The 14,306-nt window shown below is 63.7% G+C and carries 13 protein-coding genes; 5 read left to right on the top strand and 8 right to left on the bottom strand.

The window, feature by feature from the left end:
• Nucleotides 1–651 precede the first annotated feature (651 nt).
• Nucleotides 652–2,604, top strand: coding sequence for a threonine--tRNA ligase (gene thrS / locus ACPS74_RS06650; protein ID WP_029650054.1), 1,953 nt, complete (start codon nt 652–654; stop codon nt 2,602–2,604).
• A gap of 329 nt (nt 2,605–2,933) precedes the next feature.
• Here thrS and rpmB read toward each other — a convergent pair whose 3' ends face one another.
• Nucleotides 2,934–3,227 (bottom strand): 50S ribosomal protein L28, encoded by a 294-nt coding sequence (gene rpmB / locus ACPS74_RS06645; RefSeq protein ID WP_029651098.1) that lies wholly within the window; start codon nt 3,225–3,227, stop codon nt 2,934–2,936.
• Between the two features lie 383 nt (nt 3,228–3,610).
• Here rpmB and ACPS74_RS06640 point away from each other — a divergent pair, with 383 nt between their 5' ends.
• The 3 genes from ACPS74_RS06640 (at nt 3,611) to ACPS74_RS06630 (ending at nt 6,265) form a co-directional block, all read left to right on the top strand.
• On the top strand, nt 3,611–4,501 hold the full coding sequence (locus ACPS74_RS06640) for an NAD(P)-dependent methylenetetrahydromethanopterin dehydrogenase (RefSeq protein WP_029651097.1): 891 nt from the start codon (nt 3,611–3,613) through the stop codon (nt 4,499–4,501).
• A 153-nt stretch (nt 4,502–4,654) separates the two neighbouring features.
• Nucleotides 4,655–5,164, top strand: coding sequence for a formaldehyde-activating enzyme (fae, locus tag ACPS74_RS06635; protein ID WP_018406101.1), 510 nt, complete (start codon nt 4,655–4,657; stop codon nt 5,162–5,164).
• A 66-nt stretch (nt 5,165–5,230) separates the two neighbouring features.
• Nucleotides 5,231–6,265 carry a hydantoinase/oxoprolinase family protein gene (locus ACPS74_RS06630; protein WP_029651841.1) on the top strand — a complete coding sequence of 345 codons (1,035 nt, stop codon included), beginning with the start codon at nt 5,231–5,233 and terminating at the stop codon, nt 6,263–6,265.
• Nucleotides 6,266–6,275: 10 nt separating this feature from the next.
• Here the strand turns inward: ACPS74_RS06630 and ACPS74_RS06625 are convergent, their stop codons facing one another.
• Genes ACPS74_RS06625 through ACPS74_RS06600 form a run of 6 tightly spaced genes read right to left on the bottom strand, consistent with a single transcriptional unit; the run spans nt 6,276 to nt 12,071 of the window.
• On the bottom strand, nt 6,276–7,691 hold the full coding sequence (locus ACPS74_RS06625) for an outer membrane beta-barrel protein (RefSeq protein ID WP_029651840.1): 1,416 nt from the start codon (nt 7,689–7,691) through the stop codon (nt 6,276–6,278).
• Between the two features lie 53 nt (nt 7,692–7,744).
• Nucleotides 7,745–8,326, bottom strand: coding sequence for a DUF447 domain-containing protein (locus ACPS74_RS06620; protein WP_029651839.1), 582 nt, complete (start codon nt 8,324–8,326; stop codon nt 7,745–7,747).
• Nucleotides 8,310–9,731 (bottom strand): DUF6513 domain-containing protein, encoded by a 1,422-nt coding sequence (locus ACPS74_RS06615; protein ID WP_029651838.1) that lies wholly within the window; start codon nt 9,729–9,731, stop codon nt 8,310–8,312. The genes ACPS74_RS06620 and ACPS74_RS06615 overlap by 17 nt, the downstream gene beginning before the upstream one ends.
• A 12-nt stretch (nt 9,732–9,743) precedes the next feature.
• Nucleotides 9,744–10,301, bottom strand: a complete 558-nt coding sequence (locus tag ACPS74_RS06610) for a flavoprotein (protein ID WP_029651837.1) — start codon at nt 10,299–10,301, stop codon at nt 9,744–9,746.
• The gene (locus ACPS74_RS06605) at nt 10,301–10,939 is read right to left on the bottom strand and encodes a uridylate kinase (protein ID WP_029651836.1); all 639 of its coding nucleotides are present in this window, start codon (nt 10,937–10,939) and stop codon (nt 10,301–10,303) included. The genes ACPS74_RS06610 and ACPS74_RS06605 overlap by 1 nt, the downstream gene beginning before the upstream one ends.
• Nucleotides 10,926–12,071, bottom strand: coding sequence for a (5-formylfuran-3-yl)methyl phosphate synthase (locus ACPS74_RS06600; RefSeq protein WP_029651835.1), 1,146 nt, complete (start codon nt 12,069–12,071; stop codon nt 10,926–10,928). Before ACPS74_RS06600 ends, ACPS74_RS06605 begins: the two co-directional genes overlap by 14 nt.
• Nucleotides 12,072–12,248: 177 nt before the next feature.
• On the opposite strand from ACPS74_RS06600, the gene ACPS74_RS06595 reads away from it, so the two are divergent.
• Entirely contained in the window at nt 12,249–12,932 is a 684-nt protein-coding gene (locus tag ACPS74_RS06595) for a type 1 glutamine amidotransferase domain-containing protein (protein WP_029651834.1), read from the top strand.
• Between the two features lie 51 nt (nt 12,933–12,983).
• On the opposite strand, the gene ACPS74_RS06590 is transcribed toward ACPS74_RS06595, so the two are convergent.
• The gene (locus ACPS74_RS06590; RefSeq protein WP_029651833.1) at nt 12,984–14,300 is read right to left on the bottom strand and encodes a bifunctional folylpolyglutamate synthase/dihydrofolate synthase; all 1,317 of its coding nucleotides are present in this window, start codon (nt 14,298–14,300) and stop codon (nt 12,984–12,986) included.
• Nucleotides 14,301–14,306: the final 6 nt, after the last annotated feature.

Below are 14,306 nucleotides of genomic sequence, written 5' to 3'. Positions count from 1 at the left end.
GCAATTTTGAACTCCTCGAGCACGCGCCTCGCGGTTTCCGCGCGTCTCCAGGGCAGTTGTTGTCGGGAATACTTCGCATGCGATGAGCGCTGAAGGCTTAGGTTGTTCGTCAAGAATCCAGCGACACGTTGGTCACGTAATTCGCCGACTTCTTTTTTGTCCGACGGCGTCTCCCATATGATGTGCCTATCTCGGCGTGGTCATTTGCGAACAAGCCAAAGCCGTAGCCATCGCACTGAAAGGAATGTACATCATGGATACCCAGACGCTCCTCATCATTATTATTGTTCTTCTCATCCTTGGCGGCGGTTGGTACGGCCGAGGACGCTGGTTTTAGTCGATAGGCCGACACGGGCCGCATGTTTGAATAACGCGGCTCTTGGCATGCCGTCTTACGGCGAGGTTGCCCTGGTTTTAGGGCGACTCTGTCTCCGATCGCGCGCGCCTCGGCATCGGTCCTAGAGGCGCGCTAGCTCAACCTTGACTTGCTTGCCAGTAAGCGTCCGGTAGGCGATACGCCCTCCGGGCGCGCCGCGTCTTCCCTCCTCAGACACGATTGCGCCCGCGCGCGGACGGCGTTATGAAGGCGCCGTTCATCCAAAGCGACTTACGTCGACTCGTATCGGCGACTGAGCGCGACAGGAGCGTACTATGGTAGCGGTTACATTCCCCGACGGGGCGTCCCGTCAGTTCGAGCCCGGCGTTTCGGGCGTCGACATCGCCAAGAGCATCTCTCCCTCTCTCGCCAAGCGGAGCGTCGCCATGACGCTCGACGGCGCGCTCGTCGATCTCGCGAGCCCCATCGAGCGCGACGCGAAGATCGAGTTCGTCACGCGCGAAGATCCCCGCGCGCTCGAACTCATCCGCCACGACGCGGCTCATGTGCTGGCCGAGGCGGTGCAGGAGCTCTATCCCGGCACGCAAGTGACGATCGGCCCGGTCATCGAGAACGGCTTCTATTACGATTTCTTCCGCGCCGAGCCGTTCACGCTCGAAGACCTGCCGGCGATCGAAAAGAAGATGCGCGAGATCGTCGCGCGCGACGCCAAGATCACGCGCGAAGTCTGGAGCCGCGACGACGCCAAGCAATGGTTTCTGACCAAAGGCGAGATTTTCAAGGGCGAACTCATCGACTCGATCAAGTCCGATGAACCCTTGAGCGTCTATCGGCAGGGCCAGTGGCTCGACCTCTGTCGCGGCCCGCACATGCCCTCCGTCGGCAAGGTCGGCACGGCTTTCAAGCTGATGAAGGTCGCGGGAGCCTATTGGCGTGGCGATTCGACGAAGCCGATGCTGTCGCGCATCTACGGCACGGCCTGGACGACGCAGGAGGAACTCGACGCCCATCTGCACCGGCTGGAGGAAGCCGAGCGGCGCGATCACCGCCGCCTGGGGCGCGAGATGGACCTCTTCCATTTTCAGGAGGAAGGCCCTGGTGCGATCTTCTGGCACCCGAAGGGCTGGGCGCTGTTCCAGAACGTCATCTCCTACATGCGCCGGCGCCTGAAGGCCGACTACCAGGAAGTCAACGCGCCGCTGCTCCTCGACAAGTCGCTGTGGGAGACGTCTGGCCACTGGGAATGGTTTCGCGAGAACATGTTCGTCTCAGCGCCCGCGCGCGAACAGACGGACGAAGATCGGCTGTACGCCATCAAGCCGATGAATTGTCCTGGCCATATCCAGATCTTCAAACACGGGCTCAAGTCTTACCGCGATCTGCCGCTGCGCATGGCCGAGTTCGGCGTCGTGCATCGCTATGAGCCGTCCGGCGCGCTGCATGGCCTGCTGCGCGTGCGCGCCTTCACGCAGGACGACGCGCATGTCTTCTGCACCGAAGCGCAGATGGCCGAAGAATGCCTCAAGATCAACGATCTCATCCTGTCGACCTACGCCGATTTCGGCTTCGAGGAAGTGGTCGTGAAGCTCTCGACGCGTCCGGAAAAACGCGTCGGCTCTGACGAGGCCTGGGATGAGGCCGAGGCGATCATGACGCGGGTCTTGAGCGAAATCGAAGCCGGCTCGGGCGGACGCATCAAGACGGGCATTAATCCGGGCGAGGGCGCGTTCTACGGCCCCAAGTTCGAATATACACTGCGCGACGCGATCGGCCGCGAGTGGCAATGCGGCACGACGCAGGTCGACTTCAACCTGCCGTCGCGCTTTGGCGCCTATTACATCGGCCCGGACAGCGAGAAGAAGACGCCGGTGATGATCCATCGCGCGATCTTCGGCTCGCTCGAACGCTTCACCGGCATTCTGATCGAGCATTTCGCCGGACATCTGCCGCTGTGGCTGTCGCCGCTGCAGATCGTCATCTGCACGATCACGCAGGACGCCGACGACTACGCCTATGAGGTCGCCGCTGCGGCGCGGAAGCTCGGTCTTGCGGTCGAGGTCGACGCGCGCAACGAGAAGATCACCTACAAGGTGCGCGAACATTCGCTGGCGAAGGTTCCCGTGCTGCTCGTCGCGGGCAAGAAAGAGGCGGCCGAGCGCACGATCTCGATGCGCCGTCTGGGCTCGCAGGCGCAGACGCAGCTTTCGCTCGAGGAGGCGTTGAAGCGGCTGGCGGAGGAAGCGACGCCGCCGGATATGCGGGGTTAATTCAAGGACGCCGGGCGTACAGACCTCCCCCTTGCGGGGAGGTCGCTCGCCGAAGGCGAGCGGGTGGGGGGTTATGACCCTTTAAACCCCACCCGGTTCGCTTCGCGAACCACCCTCCCCGTAAAGGGGAGGGATTGGGCGCGCTGGGTCAAACGGCGATATTGGGCAGCCGCGCTGAACTCCATTCGGCCCTCAGTTTCGCATGGATCAAACGCATTGGCGTAATCGGCATCCTTGCCGATTACGTTCGCGACAAACTCAGGGCGAGGCAAAACAAAAGCCCCGCCGCAAGGCGACGGGGCCAAAATGTCAAAACAGAAGGCGGAGCTTTAAGCGCTCGCGGCCGCCTGCTTCTTCTCGATTTCGCGCTTGAGCGTTCGGGCGTTCTGCGACAGCTCTTCGGTCTTCGCCTTCGCGAGGAAGGCGTCAAGCCCGCCGCGATGCTCCACCGACCGCAGCGCCGCCGCGGAGATGCGCAGGCGCACCGAACGCGCCAGCGCCTCTGAGGCGAGCGTCACATTGACGAGATTGGGCAGAAAGCGGGTCTTCGTCTTCCGATTGGAATGGCTGACGAGATTGCCGGACTGCACGCCCTTTCCGGTCAGCTCGCAACGGCGGGACATAATGGTTCCTTTCGCTCTATTCTTCCATGCGTGGACCGCGGCGCTAGTCGCCCACGATCGCCAGCAAAGGGTGAAAAAGACAGCGAGGCGCGACGACGATGCGCCGAGCCTCGATTGCGGGGCTTATAGAGGCAAAGCGCGGCCGCCGTCAACCAACAGCCGCCGCCATGGGGCCGCACGCTGCGGCGCACACGCCTCTAGACATCGGCTTCGTTCTGGGTTCTAAGCCTCCCACCGCTCCGGGCGAGGCCGAGGCGCGCGCCCGCGCGCCGTTCGTTTTGCCGGAATCATTGAGAGATCGAGGGGCTGGAGGTTATCTCCCGCCGCGCGTCGCCTATGGCCGCGTAAGACGCGAAAATCGAGGGAAAGGTTGGGGAGATTCAATGGCCAAAGCGATTCTGCACATGCTCAGCACGTTGAAGCATATGAGTCCCTTCGATGTGAACATGGCCCTCGATGCCGGCTATGACGCGGCGATTCCTTACACCAATGTCACGCTCGACGAAGTCACCGCGCTCGTGCAGGACGCGATGTTCTCGCGCGCGCCTTCGGCGGCGCTGCGCACCGGCATCTTTTTCGCTGGCCGCGACGCCGTGCTCGCGCTCGACATGATGGACACGGCAAAGAAAGCGCTGCTCAAGCCCTTCGAAGTGTCGCTCTTCGCCGATCCCTACGGCTCCTTCACCACCGCCGGCGCGATGGTCGCCTGCGTCGAAAAAATTCTGCGGGAGAAGAAACAGCGCGAGCTCAAGGGCGCAAAAGTCGTCATCTACGGGGCGACGGGCGTTGTTGGCTATTCCGCCGCGGTCATCTCGGCGCTCGAGGGCGCTGAAGTCACCGTCGTCGGCTATAGCGGCCTTGAGCGCGTCGCCAAGCTCGCCGACGAAATGTGCAAGCGTTTTAACATCAAGGTGGCGCCTGCCGACGGCTCCACGCCAGAACAAGTGCGGGAATTGCTGCGCCAGCATGAAATCGCGCTGTGCGCGGCGCGCGCCGGCGTCCAGGTGCTGTCGAAGGAAGATCTCGCCGCCGCCAAGGATCTCTTGATCGCCGCCGACGTCAACGCCGTGCCGCCGCTTGGCGTTGAAGGCTGCGGTCTGCACGACAATGGCGTCGTGGTTTCGCCTCATGGCGCGCTGGGCATCGGCGCGCTGGCGATCGGCAACGTCAAATACGGCACGGAAGCTGGTCTCTTCAAGAAGATGGCGACGTCCGAAGAGCCGCTTTGCCTCGACTTCCGTCACGCTTTCGCATTGGCCCGCGAACTCGTGTGACGTCTCGCGCGCTTGCCAGGTCTCGCGCCTTGGCAAGAACGCGCGAAAATGGTTGAGTCCGCGCCGCGAGCGTGGGCTCTTATCGCCGCGCGCCCCGCGTGCGGCTCGCTTAGGGCGCCTGTGAATCCGGCGCCAGAATTCTGGGAGAAAAACATGGCTTTGATCAACAAAATGCTGGTCGGCGAGTCGCTGGTCGGCGACGGCAATGAAGTTGCGCATATCGATCTGATCATGGGGCCGCGCGGCTCCGCGGCCGAGCTCGCTTTCGCCAACGCGCTCGTCAACAACAAGGACGGCTTCACGACGCTGCTCGCCGTCGTCGCCCCGAACCTGCTGTGCAAGCCCAACACGATCCTCTTCAACAAGGTGACGATCAAGGGCGCCAAGCAGGCCGTTCAGATGTTCGGCCCGGCGCAGCATGGCGTCGCCAAGGCGGTTGCGGATTCGGTCGCCGAGGGCGTGATCCCGGTCGACGAAGCCGACGACATCTTCATTGCGGTCGGCGTGTTCATTCACTGGGACGCTTCCGACGACAAGAAGATCCAGGACTATAATTACACCGCGACGAAGGAAGCGATCGCGCGCGCCGTCAAGGGCGAGCCGAAGGCTTCGGAAGTCGTCGCCAAGCGCAACGAAGCCAAGCACCCCTTCGCGCCGAACTGAACCGCGTAGCATCTTCGAAATTGAAGGGGGGCCGCGCGGCTCCCCTTTTTCTTTTGGGAGTGGCGGATGGCGGCGGTCATCGGCTGGGATATCGGCGGCGCCCACGTCAAGGCGGCGCGCGCGGATGACGGGCGCCTGACCGCGGTCGTTCAGATCGCCTGCGCCCCCCACGAAAGCGTCGCCAGCCTGGAGCAGGCGCTACGCGCCGCGCGTTCGGCGCTCGGCGCCGCCGAGCGTCATCGCGTCACAATGACCGCGGAGCTCTCCGACGCGTTCGAAAGCAGGGCGCGCGGCGTCGTGACGATCGCCGCAATCGCCGCGCGTGAGATCGGCGTTCCTGACATTCTTTTTTACGCCGGCGAACGCGGCTTCATCAGCCGCGACGAGGTCGGCCCCCATGTCGACGCCGTCGCTTCGGCCAATTGGCGCGCCTCAGCTGAATTCGTCGCGCGCCATTGCGCCGAGGCGCTGTTCATCGACATTGGATCGACGACAACGGACCTTGCGCCGATTTGCGCCGGGCGTGTCGCGGCGCGCGGGGCGAGCGACGCCGAGCGCCTCGCTTATGGAGAACTCGCCTACGCCGGATTTTCACGTGGCGCGCCTCAGGCCTATGCGGCGCGTGCGCCGGCCGCCGGAGGGTGGACGCCGCTCGTCAACGAGGCCTTCGCGTCGATGGCCGACGTAAGGCGCGTCCTCGGCGATCTCCCCGAAGGCGAAACCGACGCCGATCTTTCGCCGACGCCGGACGGTCGCCCGAAGACGGTGGCGGCGTCTCGCGCGCGGCTGGCGCGTCTTGCCGGGCGTGACGCCGCCGAATTGAGCGATGCGCAATGGCGCGCCTTCGCTCTGTATCTTGCGCGCGCGCAATTGCGCGCCATCGAAGATCAGATGGCGCTGCTCCAATCGCGCGACGCGCTGGCGTTCGATGCGCCGATCATCGGCGCTGGCGTCGGCCGCAGACTCGCAGCGCGTCTGGCGCATGCGCAAGGCCGGACATTCATCGATTTCGCCGATCTGATCGCGGCGCCGCCGGCCTTGGCCGAAAGGGCCGCGAATTGCGCGCCGGCTTCGGCGCTGGCGTTGCTGGAAGTCCGGTAGCGCACAACGATCATTGGATTGTGAATGGCGCGATGACGTCCATCGAGAAAAGGCCCTGCGTGCGCTTTGGACCGTTTGGCCCGAAGAAGGGCGCCGCATCATTCACCGCCGCCTCCCATCGAAATTCGGGTCTCAGGATCAATCCTGAGAAATATGGAAGCCCCGTCAGCTTTTGCGAAAAAGTGACTCCGGCGGTGATCGCAAGATAGCTCGTTCCTTGTCCCTGCGGCTGCACAATGACCGATGGAGCGGGAAAGCCGTGTTCGGCGTTGACGCTGTCGAAGTAGCCCGGATAGGCGGCGGCGAAGAAATTTTTGGCGTCGCGCCAAAATTCGACGCGCGCGCCGAGTTTGATCGAATCGTCGATCTTGTACGTCGCATATTGGGCGATCCCATATGCGTTGGCTCCGCGAGGATGTCGCGGGATGAGAGAAGTATTCAAACCGAAGCCGTTCGGAAGATCGTTAAGCGCATCGAAATAGGATCCGAAAATCGATACGGGGTACCCGCCGCTTTCCCGAAAATAGCTGATGTCCGACGCGAAGCTCAGATTTTCGGTGACATTCCAGGTCGCCGTCAAATTATTGTACATGAGCCAAGCGTTGTTAGGATTGCAGGCGCACGCCGCAGGAACGCCGCCGATGACGCCATCCGGCCACCCCACCAACAGAGGGTCTTTCACATTCGGATTTTCTGGACCGGAATGCGTAATCGCGAGGATCGAAAGGTCGCCGTCGAGCAGGTTGAGACCAAATCCGGCATGGAACGAGGGCGAATTGTTGTTGTCGCCGGGCCAGCCGATTGTGGTGTCCACGCCGGAGACAATGCCAGCGTATAGATCGAGCCAGTCCGTTGCATGGACGATCGACATGATGCCGGTGTCGACAAAGGGTCCGAAATTCGAGCTATAGGAGCGCGTATAAAAGACATTGTCCTTCGACGTGAGCCTTTCGATGCCATTATAGCTCATGAATTGTCCGACAGTGACGTCGACGCCGCCCTCGGTCAGAATTGGCAGGTGGGCCTGGAGATTCGCCTCAACGATCGAAAGCTGCGTGCGATCGTGAATGAGGTATTCGGTCTGGCCCAGGAACTGGGTGTAACGAGCGTCCGTGCCGAGCATTCCGATGAAGCCAAGCCCGAAGTCCAGGCCGGTCGCCTTTTGGTCGAGAGGGCGCTCCACATTCAGTATCGCTTGATTGAATTGCGGCCAGTTGGCGCGATCGGTTTCAAGATGACCGAAGTTTATCTTGTTATAGGGACGCGCGAAGTTGACTGCGACGCCTCCCGACAAGAAGCCGTCGATCGACAGGCTATCGAGCCAGCTTGGCGTCGACGCCGATGGCTTCGTCGCCCCGTCGTCGCAAATGGCGTGCGACGTCGAAAGAAAAATGATCGCCGCTGCCGCGCAGACTTTTCGGTTCATCGCAGGCTTCTTTCGTGGGGCATGCTTGCGAATCGCGAAAGAACCAAGGCTCGCTAACGCGACGCGCGCTTTTCCGCTCGCTCTTTATACGCGTCAATTTTTTCCATAACCATGTCCCAGGCTTCGCGCTCGGCCTCGCCGGCGGTTTTGTCGATGGCGATCTGCAGATAGGCGAGTTCGCTCTCAATCTTTTCGCGTGGCAGCATGTCGAGCCGCGTCGCGAGAATCGCCGCTTCCAGCACGGCGGCGCGCGCCCGGTTCATGCCGAGAAAGGCGCGATGCGATTCAATCCGCCTCACTCTGCAGAAGAAGCGCGGCCGCGATTCATGCTCCTCGACGCGCGCGACGATGAGTTCGGCATGCGCCAGCGCGGCGGAAAGGCGCGGCGCCGGCCAGCCTTCAATGTCGGTGAGCGGCCAGTTGCGTTGGCCGACGACGAGTCCGGCAAAAATGCGGGCGTCGTCGGTGAAGCTCGCCGTCGCCTTGGGATTATGCGTGAGATTGAACAAAGTCGACGATGGACGAAACGGCGCGGCGATCCAGAAGCCGTGTTCCTCGATCAATCCGAGCGGCGCAATATGCGGTCGACCTTCCGGCGACAGCGTCGTGACGACGCATTCATGTATCAGAGGCATCTTTTGCAGGTCCTTCGCCCGCTTTGCGCATGGTGTGACCCATTTCCTTGAAGCGCGTCGCGTCCTCTTCGTTAATCTCCGTCGCGACGCCGAAGTCGAGCGGCTCGTCTTGACGATAGCGCTTGCCGAGCTTGTAGGCGATCTCGGCTTTCATCAATTCCGCGCCAAGGTAAAAAGCGTGGGCGCCGTCATGTTCGACGGCAAGATGCGGGAAAAGCGCCATCGCGTCAGCTGCGACGTGGTGGAACCCTTTGGCGTAGATATGCACGCCGTCCTGCGTCACATCTATGCGGAAATTAGCATCGCGCAGTTCGCGCGCAAGCGCGGCAATCTCTTCCGGCGCTGCAGCATAAGGTTTGCGGTCGTGGATCTGCAGCAGGGCGTCGCTATAGCCTTTTGGCAGAGCGCGGTCGGCGCGCGCCGCAAACATCAACCGCCTCGCGGCGTCGTGCTCCTGCAGCGTCCGCCGCGTATGTGGGGAGACCTGCACCGTCAGCAGATGCCTGATGTCGAGCTCCGAACATATGCCAAGCATCGCCGCGGTCACGCCGGCGGAGTCTGCGTCGGTCAGCTCCGTGAGATTGCCCGTTCCCATCATGATCTCGGCCTCAGGCTCGCGCGCGCGCAGTTCGACGTAGCGGGCGATCGAGGCGGCAAGGCCGAAGTGAATCGGATCGAGGATCGGATCGAGAATGGCGCTGATTCCGCGCGCGCGCGCGCCGCGCGCGGCGCGCTGCAGCGAGTCGAGGTCGCCGTGCGGCCGCGGCGTCAGAATCGGAATAACGGGCGAATTGTCGGGAAGGATCGACAGCGTTTCTTCGTCCAAACTCAAGAGGTGATCGACGCCGGCTTTCGCCGCGCGTTCAAGCTCGGCGACATTGGCCGAGTCGACGCTCACCTTCAGGCCGTGGACCTTGAGCGCCGCGATCGTCTCCTCGAGATGATCGAAAGGCGTATCCGGCAGACAGCCGAGGTCGATGACGTCGGCGCCGCCGGCGGCGAGTTCGCGCGCCTTGACCGAAATATCCGCGACGCTCATCTTTGACGCGTCCACGATCTCGGCGAAGATCTGCATGTCGTAGCGCGAGAGATCCGGCGCCGCGCCGCCGCGCCCGAGATAGGCGGGAAGATCGGCGATCTCTTCCGGCCCGCGTTCAAAGGCGACGCCGAAATCTTCGGTCAGCACGGCGAGATCGGCGCGACAGCGCCCCGGCAAGATGACGCGGTCCGCTTGCACGGGTCGCGGCAGGCGCCGGTGAATGATCTCCTGTGTCATCAGCGCCGCGACCTTCACCCCAATGTCGTGGATACGCCACTCCTGCGCCGCTTCGCCGAAGCTTGCGATCATGCGCTCCAACCGCGGCAGTGCAAGATGGCCGGTGAGGAACAGCAGGCGCTCGCTCATGCGGAGCTTTCGTTAGGGTTGCGGCTCGACTTCGCGGCGGCGGCGATCCACCGCCTCCTGCAGCGCCGCGAGGCTTTCGACGACCTGCGTCGCTTCGAAGGATTTGAGCGCGTCGGTGTTCTGCAAATCGATGCGGCGCGGATAAACCATCACCATGCCTTTGGGCGCGCGCGTCTCGAGTTCGGGCGCGGTGTCGCAGGCGAAGACGATCGTCGGCACGCGGCATTTGCCGGCCTGCGCGAAGACATTCGTTGCAAGATTGTCGGAAATGCCGGCGACGCATTTCGCGACAGTGTTCGACGTCGCGGGCGCGAGAACCAGCGTGTGATAAAAATTGTAGTAGAAATTCCCGACCGGCGCGGCGCTCGCGGTGGTGTCCTTAAAGATGCGGACCGTCTCCGGCAGATCAAGATCGTGCTTATACATGCGCACGACTTCAGCCGCCGCCTTGCTGACGAAGAGATCGACGTGATCGAGCGAGCGGATCATCTCGAGACATTCGGTGAAGAAATGCCCAGATCCGGTGAGCGCCCAACCCCAGCGCGGCGTGACTACTTTCTTTTTGGTCATCAGGCGAACTTCCGCGTTGGAAAATTATCGATGGGTGCGCCCGGCGGGACGCCATCGGCAAGAAGCGCGGCGGCGTGCGGGAGAGACGAAGGGCCGGCGAGGAAGAGCGGCGTCCCATCGAGATAATCCGGAAGCGCCGAATCGACAACGCCCTTGCGCACAATCTCGGTGAGAGAGGCGCCATCGCCGACATCGACGCTCTTGATCAGCATCAGCGCGCAAGCGCCCATTTTTTTGGCAAGCCAGGCGGCGAGACTGTCGGAGGTGACGTCCCAGGAGGGCGCAATGTCATCTGCGGCGGCGACCATTGCGCTCGGCCGCCAAAGGGCGATTTGTCCTCGAGCGTGCGCCGCTGCGATTGCGCCACGAGAGGCCGCGAGCTCCAGCGAATCGTCACGATTCGCGAGCGCCAGCGCATATTGCTCCATCGCCAGAACCGCCATGGCGTGTGCGGTCTCATCGTCGTAGCGCATCGTCGGCTGCGCGGCGCGCACCGCGTCTGCGAAAGGTCCGCCGCCGGGAACGATCGTCAGCGGCCGCGGATAGCGCTTCAGCGCCGCAAGCCAATCGGCGAGCTCAGGGGAAGCGTGCAGGCTTCCGCCGAGTTTGACGACGAGGGGCGCGTTACTTGACGGCATCGATGCGCATCGGCGCCGGCTGCAGGCGACGCGCGTCCTCATGGGCGCGCGCGCGGCGGATTTTCACGCCGACGGCGCCCGGCGCGACATCGAGCTTTTCAACCTGCACGGTCACAGTGCGCACGCGTTCATGCAGCAGAACGCTTTCGGCGAGGCGCTCGGCGATCGTTTCGACCAGCTCGATATGGCCGCCGGCGAGAATCATTTTGATCGCGTCCATGATCACGTCATAGGAGAAGATCGAGCGCATGTCGTCGGAGCCGTTGATGCGGGTCACTTCCGCTTCGACGTTGAAACGCACACGCTGCGTATGGCCGTGTTCGTGGGCGTAGGCGCCGATCTCGACGGGCGCGACATAATCCTTGAGAAACACGCAATCGGTGTCGTTCGCGCCCGCGGGCTCGATATAGCCGCGGCCGAGGAACGACAAATGGGCGAAAAAATCGGCGTGCGCGCCTCGGGTCGATGGGATCAGATCGCGGATCAGCGTCGTGGCGCCGCCGTCGATGGCGGCGCGGCGCTCGCCATGCGCGCAGAGCGCGCCGCGAAAGCCAAGCACGTCGGCGCCGGTGACAAGCAGGCGCGGCACGTCCGGAGACTCCAATGCGCCGGCGAGCCCGGAGGCGAGCCCGAGCGCGCGGCAGCGCGCCACAAATTCGGACAGCGCGCTGACGCTCATGTAATCGAGCAGTCGGCCCTTGCCCTTATGCGCCGTATCCAGCATCGCGCCATGAAAGCCGGCGCCGGCCAGCGGCTCAAGGGTGTCGAACTCGGGGCCGAGATCGGCGAAGAGGACGGCGACGAGCTTTGTTTTCGCCGTCAGCGGCGCCAGCGCCTCGATGATCTCGACGGCGTCGGGCGTCGCCGGCAGGGCAAACTTCACATAATTGACGCCAGCCGCGACGACCTCTTCAAAGTCGCGCAGCGCATGCGCGACGTCGTGCGGCAGCTCGACGACGGCGCTGACAGGGCGGCGGCCATCGACGAAGGCGACGATCTCAGCGACGGTGTCCAGGGGGAGCGCGCCCAGCGCGCCACGCGAGGGCGCCTTGCAGTCGATGATGTCGGCGCCGCGCGCGAGCGCGATCTCCGCCTCGTCGCGGGAGAGAACGCTCGCCAACATCAGGGTCATGAGTTCTTGGCTCCAGTCGTTGCGCAACGCGCATCTGCGCGCTTGTGGAGCAAATTTTTCCCGAATCCAAGTGGCCTCGGCGCCTACCCTCCTGCTCGCGCTGGGCGCCGCCGGACCATTGCGTCATTTTTTCGCAAGCCCAAGCATGCGAACATACTCCCGAAACAGGAGAAATCCGTGAAAATTCTCATCGTCCTCACCTCGCATGACAGGCTCGGCGACACAGGCCGAATGACAGGCTTCTGGCTGGAAGAGCTCGCCGCGCCCTATTACGTCTTTCTCGACGCCGGAGCCGAGATCACGCTTGCCTCGCCCAAGGGCGGTCAGCCGCCATTGGACCCAAAGAGCAATGAACCCGAATTTCAGACTGATCTCACCCGCCGGTTCCAAGCGGACGAGGCGGCCAAGGCGCGCCTCGCCGACACGGCGCGGCTCGACAGCGTCCGCCAGGACGCTTTCGACTCGGTCTTCTATCCCGGCGGCCATGGGCCGATGTGGGACCTCGCCGAGGACCCGGATTCGATCAGGCTGATCGAATCCTTCATCCGCGCCGGCAAACCCATCGCGCTCGTGTGCCACGCGCCGGGCGTGCTGCGCCATGTCAAAGGTCCGGATGGCCGGCCGCTGGTCGCGGGCAAGACGGTGACAGGGTTCACCAATGGCGAGGAGGAGGCGGTTGGCCTCACCCACGTCGTTCCGTTTCTTGTCGAGGACGAGCTTCAGGCGAAGGGCGCGCGCTTCTCGAAGGCGGCGGACTGGTCCCCACATGTCGTCCGGGACGGCCAGTTGATCACGGGCCAGAACCCGGCTTCCTCCGGTCCGGCGGCCCGCAAGCTTGTGGAGGAGCTTACAAAAGCGTGAGAACCGGCTGTCTCGGCGATGTCGCGGTGCGGGCGAAACGGGCGGCGCGGCTCATTCCACCAGCGAGCCGTTGGCCGCCAGCACCGAGGCGGCAAGATAGAGCGAACCTGCGATCAGCACGCGCGGCGGCGCGTCGAAGCTGCGCGTCGAAAGGAGCGCGAGCGCTTCCTCGACGCCGGCCGCTGCGGCGCCGGGCATCCCCTCAGCTCTGGCGAGGCTCGCGACATCTTCAGGCGGCCAGCTCTTATGCTCGCCCTCTACCGGCACTGCGACGACCTCGCGCGCCAGCCCCACAAAATGCTTGAGCAGCGCGCGAATGTCCTTGGTCGTCTGCGCGCCGCAGATCAGCGCCAGCGGGCGCGGCGCCTTGTCGTGGAACTCCGCCATCGCCTCGGCCAGAACGCGGCCGCCATCCTCATTATGGCCGCCGTCGAGCCACACCTCGGCGCCGGGCGGCGCGAGATCGACGATGCGCCCGCGGATGAGCCGCTGCAGCCGCGCCGGCCATTCGGCGCGCGTCAGCCCCGCTTCGATCGCCGCAGCCGGAATCTCGGGGGCGACGGCGCGCAGGGCGGCGATCGCGCCGGCGGCGTTTTCATGCTGGTGGCGTCCGGCGAGACGCGGCAGCGGCAGATCGAGCAAACCGCGCTCGTCCTCATAAACGAGGCGACCATTCTCGTTAGAGATGTGAAAGTCCCGCCCGGCGACGATCGGCGACGCGCCGACGCGTCGCGCTTCTCGCTCCAGCGTTCGCGCCACGGGCTCCGACTGGAAGCCGATCACGGCCGGCGCGCCCTTCTTCAAGATCCCGGCCTTCTCATGGGCGATCTTTTCGACGGTATCGCCAAGGAACTCCAGATGGTCGAGGGAGATCGAAGTGATGACGGCGCATTTGGGCTGCGAGATGACATTGGTCGCATCGTAGCGTCCGCCGAGGCCCGTCTCGAGCAGCAGCCAGTCGGCCGGCGCTTCGGCGAAGAGCAAAAAGGCCGCCGCCGTCGTGATCTCGAAGAAGGTGATCGGCTGCCCCGCGTTCGCCTGTTCGCAGCGTTCGAGCGCCGCCTTCAGACGCTCGTCGTCGACAAGCGTTCCGCCGCCGTCGGCGCCAAGACGAATCCGCTCGTTGAAGCGCAGCAGGTGAGGGGACGTGTAGACATGCACGCGCTTGCCGGCGGCTTCGAGCATGGCGCGCAGAAAAGCGATCGTCGAGCCTTTGCCGTTGGTGCCGGCGACGTGAATGATGGGCGGCAGTCTGAGCTCCGGTCGGCCGAGCGCGGCGAGCAGCCGCTCTGTGCGGCCGAGCGACAGATCGATCCTCTTGGGATGGAGCGTGAGGAGTCGCGACAGGATCGCGTCGTGCTGATCCATTGCGGC

It is taken from the genome of Methylocystis sp. SB2, from assembly GCF_049817085.1.
In the GTDB taxonomy this organism is placed as follows: Bacteria; Pseudomonadota; Alphaproteobacteria; order Rhizobiales; family Beijerinckiaceae; genus Methylocystis; species Methylocystis rosea.
This window is presented reverse-complemented; position numbering and strand designations above follow the sequence as displayed.

Excerpts from the sequence above, each read along its gene's own strand:
- thrS (WP_029650054.1), top strand. The coding sequence starts at position 652 with ATGGTAGCGGTTACATTCCCCGACGGGGCGTCCCGTCAGTTCGAGCCC.
- rpmB (WP_029651098.1), bottom strand. The coding sequence starts at position 3,227 with ATGTCCCGCCGTTGCGAGCTGACCGGAAAGGGCGTGCAGTCCGGCAAT.
- ACPS74_RS06640 (WP_029651097.1), top strand. The coding sequence starts at position 3,611 with ATGGCCAAAGCGATTCTGCACATGCTCAGCACGTTGAAGCATATGAGT.
- fae (WP_018406101.1), top strand. The coding sequence starts at position 4,655 with ATGGCTTTGATCAACAAAATGCTGGTCGGCGAGTCGCTGGTCGGCGAC.
- ACPS74_RS06630 (WP_029651841.1), top strand. The coding sequence starts at position 5,231 with ATGGCGGCGGTCATCGGCTGGGATATCGGCGGCGCCCACGTCAAGGCG.
- ACPS74_RS06625 (WP_029651840.1), bottom strand. The coding sequence starts at position 7,691 with ATGAACCGAAAAGTCTGCGCGGCAGCGGCGATCATTTTTCTTTCGACG.
- ACPS74_RS06620 (WP_029651839.1), bottom strand. The coding sequence starts at position 8,326 with ATGCCTCTGATACATGAATGCGTCGTCACGACGCTGTCGCCGGAAGGT.
- ACPS74_RS06615 (WP_029651838.1), bottom strand. The coding sequence starts at position 9,731 with ATGAGCGAGCGCCTGCTGTTCCTCACCGGCCATCTTGCACTGCCGCGG.
- ACPS74_RS06610 (WP_029651837.1), bottom strand. The coding sequence starts at position 10,301 with ATGACCAAAAAGAAAGTAGTCACGCCGCGCTGGGGTTGGGCGCTCACC.
- ACPS74_RS06605 (WP_029651836.1), bottom strand. The coding sequence starts at position 10,939 with ATGCCGTCAAGTAACGCGCCCCTCGTCGTCAAACTCGGCGGAAGCCTG.
- ACPS74_RS06600 (WP_029651835.1), bottom strand. The coding sequence starts at position 12,071 with ATGACCCTGATGTTGGCGAGCGTTCTCTCCCGCGACGAGGCGGAGATC.
- ACPS74_RS06590 (WP_029651833.1), bottom strand. The coding sequence starts at position 14,300 with ATGGATCAGCACGACGCGATCCTGTCGCGACTCCTCACGCTCCATCCC.